At 27.9% G+C, this 2,901-nt stretch carries 3 protein-coding genes and 1 pseudogene; 1 reads left to right on the forward strand and 3 read right to left on the reverse strand.

The genetic code is table 11. The features are described 5' to 3' along the window. Nucleotides 1-216 (reverse strand): hypothetical protein (locus ACIQ56_RS16310; protein ID WP_397602097.1); only part of this gene is annotated, 216 nt, incomplete at its 3' end. A gap of 152 nt (nt 217-368) precedes the next feature. Continuing rightward, nucleotides 369-971, reverse strand: a pseudogene (locus tag ACIQ56_RS16315) (FMN-dependent NADH-azoreductase). A gap of 156 nt (nt 972-1,127) precedes the next feature. On the opposite strand from ACIQ56_RS16315, the gene ACIQ56_RS16320 reads away from it, so the two are divergent. Next, the gene (locus ACIQ56_RS16320) at nt 1,128-1,982 is read left to right on the forward strand and encodes a LysR family transcriptional regulator (RefSeq protein WP_397602098.1); all 855 of its coding nucleotides are present in this window, start codon (nt 1,128-1,130) and stop codon (nt 1,980-1,982) included. Nucleotides 1,983-2,018: 36 nt separating this feature from the next. On the opposite strand, the gene ACIQ56_RS16325 is transcribed toward ACIQ56_RS16320, so the two are convergent. Beyond that, nucleotides 2,019-2,792 carry a hypothetical protein gene (locus tag ACIQ56_RS16325; RefSeq protein ID WP_397602099.1) on the reverse strand — a complete coding sequence of 258 codons (774 nt, stop codon included), beginning with the start codon at nt 2,790-2,792 and terminating at the stop codon, nt 2,019-2,021. Nucleotides 2,793-2,901: the final 109 nt, after the last annotated feature.

The raw sequence follows: 2,901 nt of genomic DNA on the forward strand, positions 1-2,901 counted from the left end.
TGGTTTATTTTCATAAACAAAATTTATTTTTGATTCTTTAAGTATTTTATCGATAATTTCAAAACCAATCCCTTCAGAGAGTTTGTGAGTAATAGGGTTTTCAATAAAAAAAGGAGGTCTGTTTTGGTATTGGATTGATATTTTCATATCTTCACAGTAAGCAAAGCTTATTTTTGCTAATGCTAAAACTAAGACAATTATGTATTTTATAGACATTAAATCTCCAAATGTCATATATTTTAATTTCTTTTTTTATCACTTCAACCTTTTTTGTTTGAATAAAATACTAAAGAATAATTATCTATTTTGTCAAGTTAAACTTTAAAAATTATTTTTATACAGTAATGTTCTTTTAAAATGCAAAATATTTATAATATTAAATTATGAATCATATTGTCAGCATTTTTTAAAGCTTCTTCTCTTTTATTTGGATAACTTAAACCTTCTGCTTTAATAATTTGTATATCAGATATTCCAATAAAATTTAAAATAAAGCGTAGGTAAGGTTCATTAAAATCCATTGATGTGTTCGTATAAACTCCTCCGCTGGCAATGACAATAATTGCTTTTTAATTTTTAGCTAAACCAAAATATCCATTTTCACCTATTGAAAATGTTTTTCCAATTCGGACGATATGGTCTAACCAAGCTTTTAACGAAGATGGAATACTAAAATTCCACATAGGAGCTCCTATAATTAAAATATTTGAATCTAATAACTCATCTGTTAATTTATTTGATAAAGAAATAGCAGAGTTTAATTCATCTGTTAGCAATTCTTTGGTAGTAAAATAAGCACTTATGGTTTCATTTGTAGGATGAGGTAGAGGGTATTTAGATAAATTTTTTCGAGTAAAAATAGAATTATTATGTTTTTCAAAAATTTTATTTTCTATTTTTTGAATAAGATTGTTTGTAATAGAGTCATTATCTCTAGGGCTAGACTGAATAATAAGTATTTTTTTTGTCATAACTATGTCCTAAAATGATATTATTTATGAATCAGTTTTAATAGGTTACAAGCGTGCTTGTATTATCAATTCATTTCCATTTGTAGACGGTTTTTTGATTGTACACTAGATAGTAAAATATAGACATTATGTGCAAAATATTGTACAATTAGGACTATGGAACTAGATGCAATTGTTGTATTTACAAAAGTGGTTGAAACGAAAAGCTTTTCTGGAGCAGCTAGGCTTTTGAAAATGCCTAAAACGACGGTCAGTTTCAAAATAGCTGCTCTTGAAAAAAGGCTTGGTGTCACCCTTATTCAAAGAACAACTCGTCATTTGAATATTACGGAATCAGGTTTGGTTTATTATAGTCATTGTGTAAATGCTATTAAGTCTATTGAGCAAGGTGAGTCTGAACTTCTTTCGCGACAAGATAAACCAAAAGGGCTATTAAAAATAACATTTCCTCTTGGGATCTCATCTTTTATATTAGCGCAAATTATAAGTGAATACTTAAAAAAATACCCAGACGTCACTATTGAACTTATCGTAACAAATAGGATCGTAGACTTGATTCGTGAAGGTTTTGATCTGGCTATTCGGGCTGGGCAATTAAGTGACTCTACCCTTAGGACAAAAAAATTTTTCGACGTTCATTTTTCATTATGGGCTTCACATGATTTTATAGAAAAAAATAATAAAATAAATCATCCTTCACATTTAAAAAGCCATTCATTGATAATGCATAATTCATTAAATCTAAAAAATTTTGAATTGATAAAAGGAAAAGAAAGATTTTTACTTAACGATGAATCACGAGTATTGTCTGATGATTTTCAAATAATAAAAGAACTTATTTTATTAAATAATGGGATTGGCTTATTGCCAAATCATGTTTTAAATAATAAAAATGAGCGGGATAATTTAAAGTATTACCTGATTGGAAATTTAATTCAACAGGTTCCTTTTCTTTTGTCTTTCCTGCTCAAAAATACGCTTCGCCTAAAGTTAAATCTTTTATTGATTTAGCTATAGATAAAATAAATAGAACATAAATTAAATATTTTAATAAAGAGCTAATTTAGGGTTTGCTTGATGTGTTTGTATTTTATTAAAATCATAATGAACTTTATTTTTATTTTTTGAAACAGGAGTCATTGCTCTATTGACGTCAATATTTGCATTTAAATTAGAATTTACGGATGTGATGATTCCATTTAAAAAATTGAAATCATTTTTTATTTTCGAATCGCTTAATATTCCTGAAGCTCCAAAGTCAATTGGGAAAAAATTATCTGAAATAGAGTCATAAAATACGTTATCCCATTTAAAGTCTCCGTGACTAATTCCTATATTATGCAAACCAACAAGAGTAGATGCAAGATATCCATTTCTAAGGGCAAATAAAAGTTTTGGGCGCAAAACTTTATATTTTTCATCGCAGACAATTTTATTAATACCTATGCCAGGTGCTTTTGTCATAAATATATAAAATTTATCCATAGTTTTCTGAAAAAGAGCAGAGCCAATTCCATAATATAAACAATTTATTTTAGCTTCAATTCGATACATTTTTTCTAGTTCAATTAAACTTCCGAATTGATTTTGTAATCTTAATTTATCTAAGACTTTTACAACTTGATTAGAGCCGAAATTATATACTGCAGCTCCAAGACTACCTTCTCCAATTTTATTTTGATCCGTTAAGTTAATTTTGGATATATCGTAAGTTGGTGTTGTTCTTTCCATTAATAATTTATCAATAAAAAATTCTTTGTTAAACTCAGGAGTAATAGGTTTTACTAGTTTTTTCTTAAATAAATTGGTAGGTAGAGACATGACTTTTATTTCCTTTCAAATAAAGTAATTCATTGCCATGAAACCCCTGCAGAACCGGACTTGTAGTTTTCCCACATCCGGCTCCCAGAGATGATATTCATTGCGTAGG

Source organism: Silvanigrella sp. (assembly GCF_044369315.1).
GTDB lineage: Bacteria > Bdellovibrionota_B > Oligoflexia > Silvanigrellales > Silvanigrellaceae > Silvanigrella.

Excerpts from the sequence above, each read along its gene's own strand:
- ACIQ56_RS16320 (WP_397602098.1), top strand. The coding sequence starts at position 1,128 with ATGGAACTAGATGCAATTGTTGTATTTACAAAAGTGGTTGAAACGAAA.
- ACIQ56_RS16325 (WP_397602099.1), bottom strand. The coding sequence starts at position 2,792 with ATGTCTCTACCTACCAATTTATTTAAGAAAAAACTAGTAAAACCTATT.